The sequence below is a fragment of the Pseudoduganella sp. R-34 genome (genome assembly GCF_049904655.1).
Lineage (GTDB): Bacteria > Pseudomonadota > Gammaproteobacteria > Burkholderiales > Burkholderiaceae_D > Rugamonas.
In genome coordinates this window covers 4,363,144-4,380,663 of record NZ_CP184572.1, presented here as the reverse complement: position 1 = coordinate 4,380,663, position 17,520 = coordinate 4,363,144, and the positions used below count along the sequence as shown (strand labels likewise).

Genomic DNA, 17,520 nt, shown 5'->3' with positions numbered 1-17,520 from the left:
CCTCAGAACACGAAGTCGAGAGCTACCGCATACACATTCACCGACTCATTGAAGCCAGGCTTGTAATTGATGAATGCGCCGGGGCCATCTTTCGGCTTGATGTGGTCGACCTGTACTTTCAGTGCCAGCGACTTGTAGAAGTCCCAGCGCACGCCGATCGCGTCGGACGATTGCAGGGCCGCCTTGGCCAGGCCGTTCACGCCCGCGGCAAGCGGAGCCAGCGGTCCGCTGGTGGGCAAGCCGGCGACGCTGCGGTCGGACTTCTGCTTGATGCTGCCGTGGTAGTAGTAGGGCAGGAACTTGCCGAAGCGGTAGCCAGCCATCGCGTACCACGAGTTTGTGTCGTGCACGATCAGCGTATCGGTGCGGCGCATGGCGTATTCGGCCTGCAGCACCACGTTTTTCCAGTCCATGGTGCCGCCCACGGAGGTGAAAGTGCCCTTCACGTCGTTCAGCGGCATCATGTTCGCCACCGAAGCCAGCCCGACGGTGCGCAGCGTGTTCACCAGCCCGGTCAGCGTGGGGTTGTCGACCACGCTGAAGTCGGCCTGGGCGCGGCCGAAGCGTAGCGTGAACGGGCCGTTTTCTGCCACGACGTGCAGCAGCAGCATCTTGCGGAACTCGATGTTCTGCGCCGGCTGGTCGACGTCGGCCCGACCGGTGCCAAGCTGCACGCTCAGCGAGGTATCGCCGAAGCTGTGCTGGTACAGCACGTCGACGCCGTCGAAGGAATCGAGCGTGACCTGGCGATAGACTTCAGCGGGCGGGCGCAGCATGGTGTTGGCATAGCCCACGTTGCGGAAGTCGGAAATCATGTAGATCGGCGCGCCCATGCGGCCGACGCGCACGCTGAAATCGTCGTTGAGCTTGAACTTGGCGAAAGCCCACGCGGCCTGCGCACGGTAATGGTCGATGGCGTCCTTGCGCACCAGGCCCTGCCCGGTGAACGAGATCATGTCGTTGACCTTGACCGTGGCCTGGATGCCGAAATTCGAGTCGACGCCGGTGCGCCAATCCTTCTTCACGCCGGATGCCTGGTTGGGGCGGATGAATTCTGCGTCGTCGGTGTCGGTGGAGGTGAGGGCGGCAGTGCCAAAGCCGCTGATGGTGACGGTAGGCCCGCCTTCCTGGGCGCTTGCCGTGATGGTGAAACTGGCTGCTGAAAGCGCGGCAAGCGCGCTGCACATTCTTTTCATCGTCATGCTCTCTCCCGTTGTTATTGGTGGTGAACAAGCTGACTACGGGGCTAAGTGTCACAGATTGCAGGCAGGTGCGCCACCGTTCGTGGTAGGCGCGCAACAATGAAAAAAGCCCGCTACTGCGGGCTTTCATGTGGGGAGCGTGCTGCTTACTTCGCTTTGCCCAGTTCGGAGCGGTGGCGCGAGTAGCCGAAATACACGACCAGGCCGATGGCCAGCCAGATGCCGAAGGCGATCCAGGTAATGGCCGACAGGAAGGCCATCAGGGCCAGGCAGAAGGCGACCGCCAGGCCCGGAACCACCGGCACGCCAGGGCAGCGGAAGGCGCGGTGCAGGTCGGGACGCTTCTTGCGCATGATGATCACCGCGATCGACACCAGGCAGAAGGCAGCCAGGGTACCCATGTTGACCAGTTCGGCCAGCACGTTCAGCGGCACCAGGGCAGCGATGAAGCCGAAGATCAGGCCGACCATCCAGGTGGCGAAGAACGGGGTGTGGTATTTCGGATGCACCTGGGACAGCTTCTTCGGCAGCAGGCCGTCGCGCGACATGGCGAAGATGATGCGGGTCTGGCCGTAGGCCATCACCAGGATCACGGTGGTCATGCCGAGAATGGCGCCCAGCGATACCCAGCCGGCGAACCAGTTTTCACCGGCGTATTGCAGGGCCAGCGAGACCGGGTGGTCGACGCCCAGGAATTGCTTGTAAGGGACGATGCCGGTCATGATGCCGGCCACGATCACGTACAGGATGGTGCAGACGGCCAGCGAGCCGATGATGCCGATTGGCAGGTCGCGCTCAGGGCGCTTCACTTCTTCGGCGGCGGAAGTTACGGCGTCGAAGCCGATGAAGGCGAAGAACACCAGGGCCGCCGCGCTCATCACGCCGGAGGCGCCGAAGGGCATGAATGGCTGCCAGTTAGCTGGCTGCACGTGGCCGGCGCCAACGCCGATGAACAGCAGCACCACGCCGATCTTGATGACCACCATGATGTTGTTGACGCGGGCCGATTCGCGCACGCCCCAGCCCAGCATGGCGGTCAGCACGATCATGATCACGAAGGCTGGCAGGTTGAACAGGGTGGTCGTGCCAGGCACGGCGCCAGGGGCGGCGGTCAGCGCGGTCGGCAGGTGGATGCCGATGCCGGCGATCAGCGATTGGAAGTAGCCGGACCAGGCCACCGACACGGCGGACGTGGCAAGGCCATATTCGAGCATCAGGTCCCAGCCGATCATCCATGCCACCAGCTCGCCCAGGGTGGCGTAGCTATAAGTGTAGATGGAGCCGGCCACCGGAACGGTCGAGGCGAATTCGGCGTAGCACAGGGCGGCGAAACCGCAGGCCAGCGCTGCGACCACGAAGGAAATCGTCAGGGCCGGGCCAGCGGTCAGTGCGCCGGTGCCGGTCAAGACGAAGATGCCGGTACCGACGATGGCGCCAATGCCCATCAGCACCAGGTCCATCGGACCCAGCACTTTCTGCAGGCCGCCCGGGGTACGGGTGGCTGCTACCATGTCGTCCAGGTTCTTAGTCCTAAAAATGCTCACTAGTCTCTCCAATATCTCTTCTCTTTTGGGATCGCCAAAAAAAGGCTGCCGCATATTAGCACACGGGTTTGAGGAGGATGTTGTAGGATTGTAAATCTGAATTGTTTGTTGCCTTAAAAGTCCTTGCCCCACAGATGAAATATATGATACTCGCCGCGGCTGCTGCCGCGACCACTTTTGCCGGCGCCGCCTTCGCCCAGCCGATGCCGCCGCAGCCCGATACCCCGGCCTATAAAGCCTGCATGGCGGAGGAGGGCGAACTGCGTCCCCAGCGCCAGGCCCTGGCGCGCCGCTTCCGCGAGCATGAAGCGGCACTGGAGCGCACTTCGGCCGCGCTGTCGGCGCACGAAGCCGCATCGGCCCAGGTCAATCGGACCGACAACGCGGCCGTCGCCGCATACAATGCCCGTCAGGATGAATTGAACGCCCAGGCAGCGAGCCTGAACGCGGCCGGCACCAGCCTGGAAAAAGAGCTGCATGCCTTCAATGCTCGCGTCGCTGCCGGCAATATCCGCTGCGGCAACATCCTCGCGCCTTATAAAGTTCGCAAGAAGGAGAAATGATGCGCAAGATCCTCGTCCTCGCCTTCGCGCTGGCCGGCGCCAGCGTCCAGGCCGCGCCGCTGCCGGCGCCGGCGCGTGCCGAAGTCGACGCGCTGCTGACGCGCTTGCAATCGTCCGGCTGCCAGTTCAACCGCAACGGCAGCTGGTATAGCGGCGCCGACGCCAGGACCCACCTGCTGCGCAAGCTGGAATATCTCGAGAAGAAAGACCTGGTCAAGAACGCCGAGCAGTTCATCGAGCTTGGCGCCAGCGCCAGCAGCTCGAGCGGCAAGCCATATACGGTCAAGTGCGGCGCGGCGGCGCCGGTAGAAAGCAAGGCCTGGCTGAGCGCCGAGCTGAAAGCCATCCGCGCGCACTGACTGCGAGGCTAGCGGTATAGTGGGCCAGGAGGACAGCCCGCCATGCACCACCAGACCGCCAGCATCGCCACGCCCGCCGGAGAAGTGGAAGGCACGCTCGACCTGCCGATAGGGGCGAAGGGCGTGGTCTTGTTCGCGCATGGCAGCGGCAGCAGCCGCTTCAGCCCGCGCAACAATTTCGTGGCCGGCGTCTTGCGCACGGCCGGCATCGGCACCTTGCTGATGGACTTGCTCACGCCTGCCGAGGACGACGTCTACCGCATCCGTTTCAATATCATCCTGCTGACCGAACGCCTTGGCATGGCGGCCGACTGGCTGGCGGCGTCCGAGGCGGCGCGCGGCCTGCCGCTTGGCCTGTTTGGCGCCAGTACCGGCGCCGCAGCGGCCTTGCAAATGGCCGCTGAGCGCAAGGGCGGGGTGGCGGCCGTCGTTTCGCGTGGCGGACGGCCCGACCTGACCGGGCAGGTGGCGCTGGCGCGCGTGACGGCGCCAACGCTGTTCATCGTGGGCAGCCGCGATGAAGGCGTCATCGAACTCAACGAATCGGCCTACCTCCAGCTGAATTGCAAAAAACGCATCGACATCGTGCCCGGGGCGACTCATCTGTTTGAAGAGCCGGGCGCACTGGAAGAAGTGGCCCGCCTGGCGCGCGACTGGTTCAGCCAGCACCTTTCATCATGAATGGTGAAGAATGGTGAGAATGCGTGCATTTTTAACCCCATCTGCATCGCTATAATTTTCCCCATCTATTGGGAGAGCGTATGGCGCTGCATTTGAAGAAGGCAATGTTCAGGAATTCATTAGTCAACAGCGTTGTTTGTGCCGCGCTGGCTGCCATTCTCATCCCATTGCTTGGCGCACCCGGCGGCATGCTTTGGCCAGGCATGCTGATTTGCAGTGTCGGCGTGCTGACCTTCCTGCGCACTGCCTGGAAGATCAGGAAAGGCCTGCTGTCTCGCCTGCAGGACCTCGCCTCTTACGTGCATATTGATCGCGACAGCGAGCAAGCGCGCAAGCAGGTCGACTGGAGCCTGATCGACGATTACGCGACCCAGCTCGCCACCCGCGGTTTCCGCCCGCTTGGCGACTATACAACCTATCCAAGTGCGCCAACCCTGGCCGGCGTCGCTGCCATGTTCACGGACGCCGAAGGCAGCATGATCATCGAAATCCAGCAATTGAAGCTCTTGCCGCAGGCAGGCAAGGCTGCGCTGAACGATGGGATCTATTTCAGCATCATGTCGATGGTGGGCGGCAGCATTCGTGTGGTCACCAGCAACCATAAGCCGATGGCTGTCACCTACCTGATGCGTGGCGAGCACGATGTGACGACTGCACGGCCGGGCAGCGGACTGATGGAACTGCTTGCGACGCACACCGATCTGCTGTCCCGTCTGCGCGAACGGGTCGGCAAGGCGCCTTCCACCGGCTTGACTGTCGAACGTTATGTATTGGCAATTCGCGAGGCGCAAGCCCAGGCACGCAGCCGTCTCAGCGCTATGAGCGGCTATGCGATTGCCTGCGCGGTCGACCGCTTCGATGCCGACCGTTTGCTGCGCTGGACGCCGCAGATTGCGGACCTCAAGGAAGTACCGCAGCGTCGCCTGGAGGAACTGGACAACGGCTTCGGTTCGGATGTCCAGCCGCCAATCTTCCACGAATCACTGGCGACACAATTCTGAGGGCAAGGCTGTAAGCTGGTAGCGTGCGCCGGCCAGGTTTCTAAGACTGCGATACTGATTCACTTGCATAGGAAGAAACCCCATCATGAAAATCAGCAACCGACTGATCATTACCCTGGCAATTGCCCTGATTGGCCTGCTGTTCGTCGGCGCCGAGGGCATCTGGCAACTGCGCGATGCCCAGCGCCGCATGGAGCTGGTGCAGACCCGCCTGATCCCCAGCGTTTCAGCCATCAATGCCGCCAAGGCGGCGGTGAGCGACAGCCGCCTGGCCGGCTACCGCCTGTCGGTGTTTTCCAACCTGCCCGACAAGGCCGCGTTGGACAAGGCCTACAACGACGCCCACGCCAACTTCGACAAGGTGTTGGCCGATTACGCGAAGAACAACGTCTTCGACGAGACCGACCGCAAGATGCTGGAGCAGGACAAGGCGGCAATGGAAACCTACCGCCAGGCGCTGGTGCCGTTTATCGCCGCCTCGCATGCCGGCGACATGGACGCCGTGCGCGCCACCCTGGTGGCTGGCTCGCCGCTGGCGCTGGGCGCGGCCGGCGTCAAGAAAAGCCTGGATGACCACGTCGCCTACAACCAGAAGCTGATTGAAAAGGTCAAGGCCGACAGCGATGCGGATTACTCGAAGGCGCTGACCATCCTGGTAGCGGTCACCGTGGCCGTGCTGCTGGTGGTGGCGTTCATGGGCTACAAGATGTACCTGGTGATTACAGGTGGCCTGGACAGGATGCAGGGCACGATGGAAAACGTCAGTTCCTCGCTGGACCTGACGCACCAGGTCGAGGTGGAGCGCATGGATGAAATCGGCTATGCCGGCGTGGCCTTCAACAAGCTGCTCGGTGAAATCGGCGGCGTGGTGGGCACGGCCAGGTCGGCGGCCGATGCGGTCAGCACCGCTTCGCGCCAGATCGCAGCAGGTACCGGCGACCTGAATAACCGTACTTCGGCGCAGGCCGCGGCACTGGAGGAAACCGCCTCCAGCATGGAGGAACTGACCTCCACCGTGAGCCAGAACTCGGACAATGCGCGCCAGGCCAACCAGTTGGCGCAGAACGCCTCGCAGATCGCGGTGCAGGGCGGCGAGGTGGTGAAGGAAGTGATCGACACCATGGCGTCCATCAATGCCTCCTCGCACAAGATCGTGGACATCATCAGCGTGATCGACGGCATCGCCTTCCAGACCAATATCCTGGCGCTGAACGCCGCGGTGGAAGCGGCCCGCGCCGGTGAACAAGGGCGCGGCTTCGCCGTGGTGGCAACCGAGGTGCGCAGCCTGGCGCAACGCTCGTCCGCGGCGGCCAAGGAAATCAAGGCGCTGATCGACGACAGCGTGGAGAAGGTCGATTCCGGCACCAGGCTGGTGGTGCGCGCCGGCGACACCATGAGCGACGTGGTGGCCAGCGTGAAGCAGGTATCCGACATCGTGGCCGAGATCAGCGCCGCCACCGCGGAACAGAACGCAGGCATCGCCCAGGTGCACCAGTCGATTACCTCGATGGACCAGGTCACGCAGCAAAATGCGGCGCTGGTGGAGGAAACCGCGGCGGCGTCGCAAGCCTTGCAGGACCAGGCGGAAGTCCTGGCCCGCGCGGTGAGCGCGTTCCGCATCGGCGCCGCCCACCTGAAGGCTGCGCCGGTGCTGCGCGCTGCCAGCAGCGCGCCCGTTTCCACCGCCGTTGCGGTGCGCCCGGCGCGGCAGCGCAAGGTTGCCAGCGCCACCGCCGGCGACGAGTGGGAGCAGTTCTGAGTTTGTTAATATTTTTAGAATACTTTTTCATCTGTCCGTCATAAATTGACGCTATCGTCTGGACTCTTTTCAACCAGGAGACACCAGATGAAACTGAGCACCATCGCTGCCAGCCTCGCGCTGGCAGCATCCGCAGTAAGCCTTCCGGCCCACGCATGGCAGCAGGAAACGCACCGTCGTATCGTGCTGGACGCAGTCAATTACATGAAGGCCAATCCTGGTACCACCAACTACAACAAGCTGCTCTCCGGCGTCACGCGCGCCGGTTACACGATGGACCAGTTCGCGGCAGCGCTGGGGCAGGGCGCGTACGACGTGGACGACTTTGCCGACACCTATATCTGCGGCGCCACCACCGGCAATTGCCAGCTGGCGCCGGTGTGGGGCGCCGGCGCGAGCATCGTCAAGTACACCACCTTCTGGCATTTCCAGAACCATACCTCCGGCCGCGATGTGCACGGCAATCCGTTCGGCGGCTACAACTACGCGAAGATGGCGGTGGCAGGCGACATCGACAACCTGGCGGCGAGCTGGCTGTATGGCGATTACCTGGACGACGGCGCCGGCGGCCTGAAAGGCTGGTTCGGCGACGGAAGCAAATACAACGCCTACGGCATCACCGAAGCCCACTACCGCTTGGGCGGCTATTCGACCGCGTCCATGTATGCCGACTTCGAAGCGGCGCCATTCCAGCCGATCGACAACCTGGGCCAGTACTGGTTCTCGCAATTCCTGGCGCAGCCGACCGCGCAGTCGCTCGGCTTCGTGCTGCATACCACCGACCTGCTGCAGCCGCACCACACCTGGACCACTTCCGCCCACGACCACTCGGGCTGGGAGCAATGGGTGTACGACTACTACGACAGCGAACGCCTGAACGACTCGGCGCTGGTGACTGCCGCCATGGCTGATTTCACGCCGGTGGCTGCAAGCGGCAGCGATATTCGTCCATTGCTGACCCAGGGCGGCACCTATTCGTACGCGAACGGCGGCATCGTGCTGTCGTCGACTGCGCATGGCGACCGCGTGGTCGTTGGCAAGAAGATGATTCCGCACTCGATCGCCATGGTGGTCCACGTGCTGAACCGCGCCGCCGAGCGCCTGGCCAACTGATGGCCGCCCGCCACTTCGTCGCCGCCGTCGCCGCAGTGCTCGCCGGAGCAAGCGCGGTGGCGGGCCCCACCGCGCCCGGCGCCGCCATCGCCGCCCGCATCGACGGCGAGCCGGTTTATGCCTTCACGCTGGACGCCCTTTGGCAACAGCGCCGCGCCGCCAAGCCCTCGCTGGAGCGGCGGGCGGTGCTGGATGACATCATCCAGGTTCGCCTGCTGGCGGCACGTGCCGGCAACGCAGCGCCAAAAGAGCAGCCCGGCGCCACGGTAGCCTTTGCCCCGGAAGTCATGGTGGAAGAACGCCTTGTCGCAACCCTGCGCGAAGTGTATGGAAAGGACATCGACACCGCCGTGAAGGCGCAGCCGGGCGCCACGCTGGAGAGCCTGGTGATCGCGCAGCCGCCGATGTCGCAGCCGCAGCTGGACGCCATTTTCGGCCGCCAGGGCCGCTTGAAGCTGGAGATCGCGCTGACCGCCGAACAGCAGTCCCTGGCCGGCAAGGCCGACGTCCTGCGCTACCGGCTTCCCGGCGGCGAACCAGCGAGCGTCACCCTTTACGACGTGTACCACCGCCAGAACGTCCAGGGGCGGCTGGCGCTGTCGCAGCAACCGGCCAGCGTCGCAGCACAGCAGGCACGCCGCATCGTCGCCAACGCATTCGTGCTGCACTGGGCCCGACAACGCTTCGGCGCCGAAGCCGTGGCGGACCTGCGCAAGGTCATCGAGGATGGCGACACGGTGGTGGCGCTGCAGAACCTGCACGGCGTCGGCCTCGATACCGACGCCGGAAGCCCGCTGCTGAACCGCCTGTCCGGCGAAGTCAGTGCGCAGGAGATTGAAGGCTTCTACCGCGAGCACAAGGACTTGTTCGCCCGCGTCGACAGGGTCCGCGCCCGCCACATCCAGGTAGCGGACGAAGCGCAGGCGCAGCGTGCGGTGAGGGCATTGCAGCAAGGCGCAGGCTTCGCCGCCACTGCACGCCGCATGTCGCGCGCCGGCGACGCAGCCAAAGGCGGCGACCTTGGCTGGATCAGCGCCGACGGCAGCAAGGACTGGCTGGCCAGCCTCGCCTTCAGCCAGCCGCCGGGCAAGCCATCCGCCCCGGTCCGGGCACCGGTCGGCCCGAACGAGAACGCCTACTGGGAAATCGTGCTCGTTGAAGAACAGGTCCATGGCGCCCACCCGCTGCAATCGGAAACAGTGCGCTACCAGGCCAGCCGCATGATCGCGCTGCAGAAAGCCAGGCAGCAGCTAAGCCAGATGATCGAACAGTCGCGCCGCACAGTGCGCATTGAAATCGCAGAGGCGCCATGAAACACTGGCAAGCCATCGCCGTCATCGCCGCTATTGTCGCCGCCGTCGTTGGCCAATGGTACTTCGCCAGCGTTCGCGAAACGACGCCCCCTCCCCAGGCGCCCGCCGTCACACCACCCAAGCCCGCACCGCCGGCCCCCATGCCCGCACCGGGGGCTGGCGAACGTCCGGCGATGGCTGATACGGGCGAAGGCGATGGACTGCGCCGCGTGCCGATCCCGCCGGTCGACGCGCGGGCGCCAGCCTGGCTCTCGCTGGCCCAGGCACGGGAATCCGGCGATGCCCGCACCCCGCCGATCCAGCACGACGCCCCGGCCGAGCACCCCGACGCCAGCGTAATGGCCGACCCGCAAGCCTACGCCGCCCATGAGCTGGCGCAGAAACAGCGCCTGGCCGCGGCCTACGCCCAAGCCGCAGTCCCCGAACTAGCCCGTCTGCATTCCGATCTCGAGCAAGGTCGCGAAGCCGGCGTGCCGCCTGAGGAGCTGGCCAAAGTTGCAGAAAAGATCCGCCGCATCGAACAGCAGCGCCAAGCCGCCGACAACATGCGTTCAAGATAAAAGTCGGGGTCAGGTCTGGCAATCCGCCATTCTTTTCGCATTGCGAAAAGAATGGCGGATTGCCAGACCTGACCCCGACTTTCAAACTAATAAGCTGGCCAAGGGCTTGATGATCTCGTCGTCGGTCCAGTAGGCGGTGTGGGAGAGCGGGTTCCAGCTCTTGGTCATGAAGTCGAGGATGCCCTGGCCGGCGTTGACGACGCGGTCTTCGACCAGGGTTTCGTAGCCGCCTTCCAGCGGCTGCAAGGGCCAGCCGAGTGCATCGTCGGGGTCGTACAGGTTGAGCCAGGTGAATGCTGGATTGGGCTTGATGATCGGCTTGACGTCCATGCGCTGGTGGGCGGAGACGAAGACCGGGATATTGCAACCGGTCGTCACGAAGGTGCGCACCGTGCCGCATTGCAGGAACTTGCGCTGCTCGGCTGTCAGGCTGTCGGCCATGCGGCCCGGCTTCCAGATGCCGGCGGCTACAGCACCGCCGCCGGCGCGCTTTTGCGCGTCGTAGATAAAGCTGGACATGACCTGGCAGCCCAGCGAATGCGCCAGCAGCACGATCGGCGTTTCCGGGCCGCGGTTGGCAAGAATCGCCAGCAGGGCGCGCGCAATCTCCATCTGCGCCTGCTCGTAGACCGAATTGTCGTATTCCTTGCGATTTTCCAGCCCTGCCGCATCGGCAAAGCCGAACAGGATGAATTTGCGCAGCTGTTCGTAGCGCACGGTGGAGCGCTCGCGCGTGCGGTTCCATACATCGAGCTCGTTGGGCTTGAGCAGGTGCTGGTAATACACGCTATGCACGTCGACGTCGGAGAAGGCCGCGCCCATGCGGTGCGACAGCGCGCGCCGCATGTCGTCGGCATAGTCGAGCGGTTGCTCGCCCATGCCGTGGATCGTCAGGAGTGCGACCTTGGGCATTACGCCGCCGCCTTTTCAGGCACGCCGCGCAGGCGGTAGCCGATGTACAGTGCCAGCAGCCAGACCGGGATCAGGTACACCGAAATACGCAGGCCTTCGCTCATGTACATGATCAGCAGGATGCCGGCCAGGAAGGCCAGGCACAGGTAGTTGGTCAGCGGGTAGCCCCAGCTCTTGAAGCCCGTCTCGTGCCCTTCGATCTTTTTCTGGGCGCGGAAGCGCAGGTGGATCCAGCTGATCATGCCCCAGTTGATTACCAGCGACGAAACCACGAGTCCCATCAGGAAGCCGAACACTTTGCCCGGCATGAAGTAGTTCAGCACCACGCAAATGCCGGTGGCGAGGGCCGATACGCCCAGCGCCGCCAAGGGCACACCGCGCTTGTTCACGCCCAGCAGGGCTTTCGGTGCATTGCCTTGCCTGGCCAGGCCGTACAGCATGCGGCTGTTGGAGTACACGCCGCTGTTATACACGGACAGTGCGGCGGTCAGCACCACCACGTTCAGGATGTTCGCAACCCAGTTGGAGTTTAGTGCGTGGAAGATCATCACGAACGGGCTGCCCCCGGTGACGACCTTCTGCCAGGGGTACAGCGACAGCAGCACGCCCAATGCGCCGACATAGAAGATCAGGATACGGTAGATGGCCTGGTTGGTCGCCTTGGGAATGGTCTCGGAAGGGTTGCTGGCTTCGGCGGCGGTAATGCCCACCAGTTCCAGGCCGCCGTAGGAGAACATGATCACTGCCATCGCCATCATCAGCCCCGACACGCCGTTCGGGAAGAAGCCGCCGTGCTGCCAGAGGTTGGCCACGGTCGCTTCCGGCCCGGCGTTGCCGGACACCAGCAGGTAGCCGCCGTACACGATCATGCCGACCACCGCTACCACCTTGATGATGGCGAACCAGAATTCCATTTCGCCGTAAGCGCGCACATTGGCCAGGCTGATGGCGTTAATGATCAGGAAGAAGGCGAGGGCGCTGACCCAGGTGGGAATGCCCGGCCACCAGTATTGGACGTAGATGCCGACTGCCGTCAGCTCGGCCATGCTGACCAGCACGTACAGCACCCAGTAATTCCAGCCTGACATGAAGCCGGCCATGTGGCCGCAATATTTGTCGGCAAAATAGCTGAAGGAACCCGCGACCGGCTCGTCGACCACCATTTCGCCCAGCTGGCGCATGATGAGGAAGGCAATGAAGCCAGCCACCGCGTAGCCAAGCAGCACGGCAGGCCCGGCCAGCTTGATGGTGTCGGCGATGCCCATGAAAAGGCCCGTGCCAATGGCGCCGCCCAGCGCGATCAGCTGGATATGGCGGCTTTTCAGGCCCCGTTTCAGTTCTGTCATGTATGGCGTCCTGGTGTCGAAAAGATCAAAGGCCCTGATTCTACATCCTCGCAAGGCAACAATGTCATTTTCGCACTGCCGCATTTCGCAAGACTTCTCTTTGACCTGGATCAAATATTTTGTGCGTCGGCTTGGATATGCTGCAAACATGCTCACACTTAAATTCCTTGGTGCCACCGGCACCGTCACCGGCTCCAAATACCTATTGCGCCATGGCGACGAACAGGTATTGGTCGATTGCGGCCTGTTCCAAGGCTATAAGCAGCTGCGCTTGCGCAACTGGGATGCTTTCCCGGTGCCGCCGGAGGCCATCCGCAGCGTGGTGCTGACCCATGCCCACCTCGATCACAGCGGCTTCCTTCCGGTGCTGGTCAGCGCCGGCTTCCGCGGCAAGGTGTACTGCACGGAGGCGACGCGCGATTTGTGCCGCATCCTGCTGCCCGATAGCGGCCGGCTGCTGGAGGAGGAAGCGCTGTATGCGAACCGCCACAGCTTCTCCAAGCACAAGCCGGCTTTGCCCCTGTATTCGGAAGCGGACGCGCTGCGCGCGCTGGAGCACCTGGAAGTGGTGCCGTTCGGGCAGGAGTTTTCGCCGGCGCCGGGCATGATGGCGCGTTTCCAGCTGGCCGGGCATATCCTGGGCGCCGCGTCGGTTTCGGTACGTTGCAACAGCCGGACCGTGATGTTTTCCGGCGACGTGGGGCGGCCCAACGATCCGATCATGCGGCCGCCGACCGTGCTTGGCAAATGCGACTACCTGGTGGTGGAATCGACTTACGGCGACCGGCGCCACGACGTCTCCGACCCCGGCAGCAAGCTGGCCGACGTCATCAGCAGGACGGCGGCGCGCGGCGGGGTGACCGTGATCCCTTCGTTTGCCGTCGGACGTGCGCAGGAACTGCTGTATGAAATCTGGCGGCTCAAGGAGGCAGGCGCCATCCCGCTCGCGCTCCCCGTTTACCTCAACAGCCCGATGGCGGTGGATGCCACGCGGCTTTATATCAAGCACCAGGGACAGCACCGGCTGGACGAACGCAGTTGCCACGCCCTGGGCCACGTGGCGCACATCGTCAACAGCGTGGAAGAGTCGATGGCCCTGAACCGGCGCCAGGCGCCGATGGTGATCATTGCCGCCAGCGGCATGGCTACCGGCGGCCGCGTGCTGCACCACCTGAAAGCCTTTGCCGGCGATTCGCGCAACACTATCCTGTTTGCCGGCTTCCAGGCGGCAGGGACGCGCGGGGCCCGCATGCTGGCCGGCGAAACCTCGGTCAAGATCCACGGCGAGTATTACTCGATCCGGGCCAAGGTCGAACTGATCGGCAACCTGTCGGCCCATGCCGACTCCGACGAAATCCTGGGCTGGCTCTCGCATTCTTCGGCCACGCCGCGCCAGGTGTTCGTCACCCATGGCGAACCGGCGGCGGCCGATGCCCTGCGGCTGCGCATTTCGGAACAGCTCCACTGGCCATGCCGGGTGCCGGACTACCTGGAAGAGGTGGTACTGGAGTAGGGGATGCCATGGCGGCCTTGCTGGAAATCTCGCTTGCCGCACTGTGCGGCGCCCTGCTGGCCGCGGCGCTGACGGCATGGCTGATGTTTCGCCATGTGACGAGCATTTCCCGGCTGCTGCGCCAGCGCATGCGCAGCGCCGCGGCGCGCGAGCACCTGGTGGCCAAGGTGTTCGATGCGACATCGGAAGGCATCCTGGTGGTCAACCGCGACATGCGCATCGTCGAGGCCAACCGCGCCTTCGCTGCCATGAGCGGTTACGCGCGCCACGAGCTGGTGGGCCAGCATCCGCGCATCATGCAGTCCGGCAGGCAGGACGCCGAGTTCTACAAGGCGATGTGGCAAGGCCTGCTGGGAACCGGCCAGTGGCAGGGCAAGGTATGGGACAAACGCTCCGACGGCACGCTGTTTGCCGCACACCTGACCCTGAGCGCGGTGCGCGATGAACACGGCAGGGTGCAGCACTATTTCGGCCTGTTTACCGACATTACCGATGAATGCGCCCGCCAGGAAGAGATCGAAAAGATGGCCTTCATGGACCCGCTTACGCGCCTGCCGAACCGGCGCCTGATGGAAGACCGCCTGCAGCAGGCGCTGGCCTTTGCGGCGCGTGCCGAAAAGCTGGTGGCCGTTTGCGTGATGGACCTGGATGGCTTCAAGCACGTCAACGATACGTTTGGCCACGAGGCTGGCGACGCGGTACTGGTGGAAGTGGCGGGACGTCTGCAGCAGGTGGTGCGGGCCAACGATACCGTGGCGCGCCTGGGCGGCGACGAATTCGTGCTGCTGCTCGCTGGCCTGAACGATGTGGGCGAGGCGGAGGAGATCCTGGATCGTGCGCTGGCGGCAGTGCGCGCACCGGTGCGGCTGGCGGGAGAACAGCCGGCCTTCGTATCGGCCAGCATCGGGCTGGCCGTGTTTCCGTATGATGCGCAACTGGCCGAAGAGCTGTTGCGGCGCAGCGATGCGGCCATGTATGCCGCCAAGCGGCAGGGACGCGACCGCTGCAAGCGGGCGCAGGCGCGCTGCTGAATCTACAGGCTTTCCTGGACGGTGCGGCCGTTCAGCGGCTGCACCGGGCGGGCGTTGTGCTTGTAGACCTGGGCGAAGCGCTTCAGCTGGGCGTCCGACATTTCAACCGGATTTTTCAGCACGAACCAGTTGACCTCTTCGCTGCAGGGCGGAGTGGTCAGCGACCCGGCGAAGTTGTAATAGCCTTGCGCGGCAGGCAGCAGCTTGCCGATATCGATGCTCGCGCCGGGCACTTCCTGTGCTTCGCCTTTTTCCTTCGGCAAGGCATCCCACAGGGTTTGCACCAGCGGGTTCTCGGCGCCTTTGCGGAACAGCACCGCTACCACGGCCAGCTTGCCTTCTTCATTCTTGTGCACCAGGTGCGCCACCATCGGGTAGCTGCGGCCATTGATCTTTTCTTCGCTTGGCTTGTGGAAGTGGAATTGCAGCAGGTCGTAGCGCTTGCCGTCGATGGTGACGCTGCTGCCTGCGGCGTAGTTCACCTGGATGGTGTGGCCGTTATCGAGGATCTTCAGCGGCGACGGGCTGTAGGCGAATTCCAGCGGCGGCAGCTTGGCCTTGCTGGTCTTGCGGATGTCGATCGGCGACTGGTTGTGACCCAGCTTGCAGGTGCTGAAGTCCTGTTCCAGCTTGCCCCAGTTCTGCGGGCCGGTGGCGCCGTCATAGCTCCAGTGTGCCGGCTTGTCTGCAGCGAAGGCCGCGGCAGGCAGCAGGGCGGCGCTGAGCAGGAGGGAGAGAGTGCGTTTCACTGAGTGGTCCTTTCAGGGTTGTTGGCCGCCAGTTCCAGGCGGCGCAGGAATTTTTCGGGTGGCTGGTAGCCGATGATGCGCGCTTGAGGAACTTCATTACCGCTAGCGTCGAACATGACGATGCCGGGCGGTCCAAAAAGGCTGAAGCGTTTCATCAGGGCGCGGTCTTCTTCGCTGTTGGCTGTGACATCGGCTTGCAGCAGGTGCATGTCCTGCATGGCCGCTTGCACGCGCGTGTCGGTGAAGGTGAGGCGTTCCATCTCCTTGCATGAGACGCACCAATCGGCGTAGAAGTCTAGCATGACAGGTTTCTTGGCACTGGCCAGGGCCTGGTCAAGGTCGGCTACCGTGCGCACGCGGGTAAAGCGGGTTTCGGCATCGTGTGGCTGGCCCGTGCCCGCGGCGGCCATGGTAGCACTGTTCCCGCCGCCGCGCAGGTGCGCCAGCGGCTGCAGCACGTCGCGTCCGGAACTGGCTGCGCCGACCAGCTCGAACAGTCCGCCCAGCAGCATCAGGACGCCGAGCGCTTTCGTTGCATAGGCGCCCGCGCCGGCGCCTTGCGGGACAGCTTCGCCGACGCGCAGGAAGGCGGCGCACAGGATGGCGAAGGCGCCCCACAGCGCCATGCTGGCGGTTACCGGCAGCACCGGATTGACCATCCAGATCGCCACTGCGATCAGCAGCAGGCCGAAAACCTTCTTCACGTGGTTCATCCAGGCGCCGGCGCGCGGCAGCAGGCTGCCGGCGGACAGGCCGGTCAGCAGCAGGGGCACGCTCATGCCGCATGCCATGGCGAACAGGGCGCCGGCGCCGATCAGGGCATTGCCGGTCTGGCTGATGTACAGCAGGGCGCCGGCCAGCGGGCCGGCCACGCAGGGACCGACGATCAGGGCCGACACGGCGCCCATCGTGAACACGGCGGCGAGGCGGCCGCCGGACAGGTTGCCGCTGGCGGAGCTGAGTCGGGTTTGCAGGGCGCTTGGCAGTTGCAGCTGGTAGACGTCGAACATCGACAGCGCCAGGGCAACCAGCAGGGCGCCGAAGGTCATCAGGACCCATGGCTTTTGCAGCGCGCCGGCCAGGCCTTCGCCTGCCAGGCCCGCCGCCACGCCCAGCGAGGTGTAGACCAGGGCCATGCCCAGGCTGTAGGCAGCGGCAAGCAGCAGGCCGCGCTTGCGCGTCACCTGCGCTTCGCCGACGATGATGGAGGACAGGATCGGCACCATCGGCAGCACGCATGGGGTGAACGACAGCAGCAGGCCGAACACCAGGAATGCCGCGCCGATGCGCCAGGCGCTGCCGCTTTGCAGGGTGCGCTGGGCGAGCGAGGTGTCATCTTCGGCCGCCACCGGGGCACTGGCCTGCGCCACGCCGGCATTCGCCGCCGGAGCGCTTGCGGCAGCGGTGCCCGCGGCCTGTCCGGGCGGCGCTTCCGGCAGCGCTTCCAGCACGCCCGGGCGCGCTGGATCGATGCGGTAGCGGCGTTCGGCCGGCGGGTAGCACAAGCCTGCGTCGGCGCAACCCTGGTAGGCGACCGTCAAGGTGGCGGTGGAGCGGCCCTGCCAGGGAAGCTGCAAGGCCAGTCCGCCCGCATAGGTTTCCATCTCCTTGCCGAAATTCTCGTCGAACTTGCGCTTCCCGGGCGGCAGCAGGACCGGCACTACGGCGCCGTCGCTGTGCAGGCTGATACGATCGCGATACAGGTGGTACTCGGGCGCGATCGTCCAGTGCAAGGCAAGCTGGCCGTCGGTGCGCAGTTCGGCGCGCAGGTCAAAGGCCTGCTCCGGCGCCAGGAAATCATCGGCCAGGGCAGGGTTGCCGAAAAGTGCAGCCAGCAGCAGCGCCGCCAGCCATTTAATGAGGAACTTCATTAT

At 64.3% G+C, this 17,520-nt stretch carries 16 protein-coding genes; 10 read left to right on the top strand and 6 right to left on the bottom strand.

What is annotated here, in order from left to right:
* Positions 1-2: 2 nt before the first annotated feature.
* Together ACN9MW_RS19965 and ACN9MW_RS19960 are read right to left on the bottom strand one after the other, a co-directional pair.
* Positions 3-1,202, bottom strand: a complete 1,200-nt coding sequence (locus ACN9MW_RS19965) for a porin (protein WP_426162253.1) — start codon at positions 1,200-1,202, stop codon at positions 3-5.
* A gap of 146 nt (positions 1,203-1,348) precedes the next feature.
* Entirely contained in the window at positions 1,349-2,746 is a 1,398-nt protein-coding gene (locus ACN9MW_RS19960) for an amino acid permease (RefSeq protein WP_426162252.1), read from the bottom strand.
* A 143-nt stretch (positions 2,747-2,889) separates the two neighbouring features.
* On the opposite strand from ACN9MW_RS19960, the gene ACN9MW_RS19955 reads away from it, so the two are divergent.
* The 8 genes from ACN9MW_RS19955 (at position 2,890) to ACN9MW_RS19920 (ending at position 10,095) form a co-directional block, all read left to right on the top strand.
* Positions 2,890-3,309, top strand: coding sequence for a hypothetical protein (locus ACN9MW_RS19955; RefSeq protein WP_426162251.1), 420 nt, complete (start codon positions 2,890-2,892; stop codon positions 3,307-3,309).
* Positions 3,306-3,668: a DUF5329 family protein gene (locus ACN9MW_RS19950; RefSeq protein ID WP_426162250.1), complete on the top strand. Its 363-nt coding sequence runs from the start codon at positions 3,306-3,308 to the stop codon at positions 3,666-3,668. Before ACN9MW_RS19955 ends, ACN9MW_RS19950 begins: the two co-directional genes overlap by 4 nt.
* 42 nt (positions 3,669-3,710) lie before the next feature.
* Positions 3,711-4,349, top strand: coding sequence for a dienelactone hydrolase family protein (locus ACN9MW_RS19945; RefSeq protein WP_426162249.1), 639 nt, complete (start codon positions 3,711-3,713; stop codon positions 4,347-4,349).
* An 80-nt stretch (positions 4,350-4,429) separates the two neighbouring features.
* Positions 4,430-5,350, top strand: a complete 921-nt coding sequence (locus ACN9MW_RS19940) for a hypothetical protein (protein WP_426162247.1) — start codon at positions 4,430-4,432, stop codon at positions 5,348-5,350.
* 85 nt (positions 5,351-5,435) lie between these two features.
* Entirely contained in the window at positions 5,436-7,109 is a 1,674-nt protein-coding gene (locus ACN9MW_RS19935; protein ID WP_426162246.1) for a methyl-accepting chemotaxis protein, read from the top strand.
* An 87-nt stretch (positions 7,110-7,196) separates the two neighbouring features.
* Positions 7,197-8,222 (top strand): phospholipase, encoded by a 1,026-nt coding sequence (locus tag ACN9MW_RS19930; protein ID WP_426162245.1) that lies wholly within the window; start codon positions 7,197-7,199, stop codon positions 8,220-8,222.
* Complete coding sequence (locus tag ACN9MW_RS19925; RefSeq protein ID WP_426162243.1) at positions 8,222-9,535, top strand: peptidylprolyl isomerase; 1,314 nt, start codon at positions 8,222-8,224, stop codon at positions 9,533-9,535. The genes ACN9MW_RS19930 and ACN9MW_RS19925 overlap by 1 nt, the downstream gene beginning before the upstream one ends.
* Positions 9,532-10,095, top strand: coding sequence for a hypothetical protein (locus ACN9MW_RS19920; protein ID WP_426162242.1), 564 nt, complete (start codon positions 9,532-9,534; stop codon positions 10,093-10,095). Before ACN9MW_RS19925 ends, ACN9MW_RS19920 begins: the two co-directional genes overlap by 4 nt.
* Before the next feature lie 81 nt (positions 10,096-10,176).
* Here ACN9MW_RS19920 and ACN9MW_RS19915 read toward each other — a convergent pair whose 3' ends face one another.
* Positions 10,177-11,007 (bottom strand): hypothetical protein, encoded by an 831-nt coding sequence (locus ACN9MW_RS19915; protein WP_426162241.1) that lies wholly within the window; start codon positions 11,005-11,007, stop codon positions 10,177-10,179.
* Positions 11,007-12,353, bottom strand: a complete 1,347-nt coding sequence (locus ACN9MW_RS19910; protein WP_426162240.1) for an amino acid permease — start codon at positions 12,351-12,353, stop codon at positions 11,007-11,009. Before ACN9MW_RS19910 ends, ACN9MW_RS19915 begins: the two co-directional genes overlap by 1 nt.
* A 148-nt stretch (positions 12,354-12,501) precedes the next feature.
* On the opposite strand from ACN9MW_RS19910, the gene ACN9MW_RS19905 reads away from it, so the two are divergent.
* Positions 12,502-13,866: an MBL fold metallo-hydrolase RNA specificity domain-containing protein gene (locus tag ACN9MW_RS19905; RefSeq protein WP_426162239.1), complete on the top strand. Its 1,365-nt coding sequence runs from the start codon at positions 12,502-12,504 to the stop codon at positions 13,864-13,866.
* Positions 13,867-13,874: 8 nt separating this feature from the next.
* Positions 13,875-14,897, top strand: a complete 1,023-nt coding sequence (locus ACN9MW_RS19900; protein ID WP_426162238.1) for a diguanylate cyclase domain-containing protein — start codon at positions 13,875-13,877, stop codon at positions 14,895-14,897.
* A 2-nt stretch (positions 14,898-14,899) separates the two neighbouring features.
* Here ACN9MW_RS19900 and ACN9MW_RS19895 read toward each other — a convergent pair whose 3' ends face one another.
* Entirely contained in the window at positions 14,900-15,646 is a 747-nt protein-coding gene (locus ACN9MW_RS19895) for a carbonic anhydrase (protein ID WP_426162236.1), read from the bottom strand.
* On the bottom strand, positions 15,643-17,517 hold the full coding sequence (dsbD, locus tag ACN9MW_RS19890) for a protein-disulfide reductase DsbD (protein ID WP_426162235.1): 1,875 nt from the start codon (positions 17,515-17,517) through the stop codon (positions 15,643-15,645). The genes ACN9MW_RS19895 and dsbD overlap by 4 nt, the downstream gene beginning before the upstream one ends.
* Positions 17,518-17,520: the final 3 nt, after the last annotated feature.

Coding starts and splice junctions, on each gene's coding strand:
- ACN9MW_RS19965 (WP_426162253.1), bottom strand. CDS start 1,202: ATGACGATGAAAAGAATGTGCAGCGCGCTTGCCGCGCTTTCAGCAGCC.
- ACN9MW_RS19955 (WP_426162251.1), top strand. CDS start 2,890: ATGATACTCGCCGCGGCTGCTGCCGCGACCACTTTTGCCGGCGCCGCC.
- ACN9MW_RS19950 (WP_426162250.1), top strand. CDS start 3,306: ATGATGCGCAAGATCCTCGTCCTCGCCTTCGCGCTGGCCGGCGCCAGC.
- ACN9MW_RS19945 (WP_426162249.1), top strand. CDS start 3,711: ATGCACCACCAGACCGCCAGCATCGCCACGCCCGCCGGAGAAGTGGAA.
- ACN9MW_RS19940 (WP_426162247.1), top strand. CDS start 4,430: ATGGCGCTGCATTTGAAGAAGGCAATGTTCAGGAATTCATTAGTCAAC.
- ACN9MW_RS19935 (WP_426162246.1), top strand. CDS start 5,436: ATGAAAATCAGCAACCGACTGATCATTACCCTGGCAATTGCCCTGATT.
- ACN9MW_RS19930 (WP_426162245.1), top strand. CDS start 7,197: ATGAAACTGAGCACCATCGCTGCCAGCCTCGCGCTGGCAGCATCCGCA.
- ACN9MW_RS19925 (WP_426162243.1), top strand. CDS start 8,222: ATGGCCGCCCGCCACTTCGTCGCCGCCGTCGCCGCAGTGCTCGCCGGA.
- ACN9MW_RS19920 (WP_426162242.1), top strand. CDS start 9,532: ATGAAACACTGGCAAGCCATCGCCGTCATCGCCGCTATTGTCGCCGCC.
- ACN9MW_RS19915 (WP_426162241.1), bottom strand. CDS start 11,007: ATGCCCAAGGTCGCACTCCTGACGATCCACGGCATGGGCGAGCAACCG.
- ACN9MW_RS19910 (WP_426162240.1), bottom strand. CDS start 12,353: ATGACAGAACTGAAACGGGGCCTGAAAAGCCGCCATATCCAGCTGATC.
- ACN9MW_RS19905 (WP_426162239.1), top strand. CDS start 12,502: ATGCTCACACTTAAATTCCTTGGTGCCACCGGCACCGTCACCGGCTCC.
- ACN9MW_RS19900 (WP_426162238.1), top strand. CDS start 13,875: ATGGCGGCCTTGCTGGAAATCTCGCTTGCCGCACTGTGCGGCGCCCTG.
- dsbD (WP_426162235.1), bottom strand. CDS start 17,517: ATGAAGTTCCTCATTAAATGGCTGGCGGCGCTGCTGCTGGCTGCACTT.